This is a genomic window from Alcanivorax sp. HI0044 (genome assembly GCF_001634945.1).
Map to the genome: position 1 here is coordinate 1 of NZ_LWEZ01000732.1, position 1903 is coordinate 1903.

Consider the following 1903-nt stretch of genomic DNA (forward strand, 5'->3'; position numbering starts at 1 on the left):
TAAAAAAAGCCCGGCAGTTGCCGTAATGCCGTTCACTTAAGCATTGCAGGCAGAGCGGGGCTTTCCGAAAATCCGGTTTCCACTCGCGGGAAGCCGGATTTTTTGTGTCTTTACAGCAGTCTCTTTTCGATATTGATGCCCTTCAGTCCTTCTCTGACCTGAGCACCTTCACCCAGAACATCCCCGTTGAATGGGTTGAGTCGGCGCTCCAATTGTCCTCCAAAGCAACGATTCGTCGGCGGCGCCTCCCCAGCGATCAGGTGCTGTGGCTGGTGCTGGGCATGGCCTTGTTCCGCAACGAACCGGTCTGCGAAGTAGCGCGCCGGCTCAATATCTGCGCCCAGGGACTGGCCACCGACAGTCTGCTGGCCCGCAGCGGTGTATCCCAGGCACGCCGACGCCTGGGGGCCGACCCGGTGGAATGGCTGTTCCGCCGCACCGGCGAACAATGGGGCCGGGAACGTTACCCCGGCGATGACTGGAACGGGCTGCAGGTCCTGGCGGTGGACGGGGCGCAGCTGCGCACCCAGGACACCCCGGCGTTGCGTGAGCACTTCGGTTCCGGCAATACCGGCACGCACCGCCAAACCCCGTACCCGATGATGCGGCTGGTGGCGTTGATGAACGTGCGCTCGCACGTGTTGCTGGATGCCCAGCTTAGCCCCTACCGGCGCAGCGAGATGCGGCTGGCCGACGACTTCCTGGACCGTATCCCGGATCACTCGATCACCCTGTTCGACAAAGGCTTCTGGAGCGCCGCCCGGTTGTTGCGGCTGGCTAGCGGCGGCGAGCAACGCCACTGGCTGATCCCCGCCCGCAAGGGCTTGGTGGCCGAGACTCTGCATACGTACAACGACGACGATCACTTGTTGAGCATGAAGGTTTCTCCCCAGGCCCGTAAACGCGATCCTGAACTGCCCGAGACCTGGACGGTTCGGGCGGTGAGCTATGAGCACAAGGGCAAGCGGCGCACGGTGATGACGTCGCTGCCGGCGCAGCGCTACGACACCGAGGCGGTGGCCCGGCTGTACCGGGAACGTTGGGAAATCGAAGTCGGCTTCCGGGACATCAAGAGCTCGCTGCAACACAATGCGGTGACACTGCGCAGCAGGACGGTGGAGTTGGTGTATCAGGAGGTGTGGGGCTTGCTGCTGGCGTATAACGTGATCCGTCGGGAAGCCAGTCAGGCGGCAGTGGCTCATGGCCAGGACCCGTCGCGTATCCGCTTCAAGTTCGCCTATCAGTACATCGCCGCGCAGTTGATCGTGATGGCGGCGGCTCAGCCGCTATCGCGCACGGGCGCACGCTTGGCGGAACTCAGAGCGGGGATCGGTAACCTGTTGTTGGAGGACCGTTCCCGACCTTCCAGGCCGAGAACGGTCAAAATCTCCAAGACCCGCTATCCCGTCGATCGTAATGCCGCTCCTCTTAAGTGAACGGCATTACGGCAGANGCCGAGCTTTTTATACGACCTAATTTGGTCGGGACGGGAGGATTCGAACCTCCTACCCCTTGCACCCCATAAAGGTTACAGCTTGTCCGTCGCCGTCCAACAGAATCTACAAACCATTAAATATCAGTAAGTTAGTTAAAAATACATCTTTGCATTGTCCAACAACGTCCACTAGAATCCACCGAAAGCGATTGAGAAACGGTGACGGAACGGTGACGGAACGGTGACGAGATTTCGGAGCATACATGGGCATCATCACAGATAGACACCTCACTCCAAAAGAGCCCAAAGATGCCTGGCTAACCGAAGACGGCCCACGTGGGCATGGTCGATTCATGGTCAGACTTCAGCCAAACGGGAAGCATCTCTTCTACTTCCGTTACAGTGACCAGACAGGTAAACGCCAGTTTCACCCGCTTGGAGTTTACTCACGCACTGGCACCACCGGGC

Annotated in this window: 1 protein-coding gene and 1 pseudogene; both read left to right on the forward strand. The window is 59.6% G+C overall.

The window, feature by feature from the left end:
- The first annotated feature begins 104 nt into the window (after positions 1-104).
- Complete coding sequence (locus A3730_RS08800) at positions 105-1436, forward strand: IS4 family transposase (RefSeq protein WP_082872308.1); 1332 nt, start codon at positions 105-107, stop codon at positions 1434-1436.
- A gap of 262 nt (positions 1437-1698) precedes the next feature.
- Positions 1699-1903 (forward strand): annotated as a pseudogene (locus A3730_RS32590) (Arm DNA-binding domain-containing protein); the annotation flags it as partial.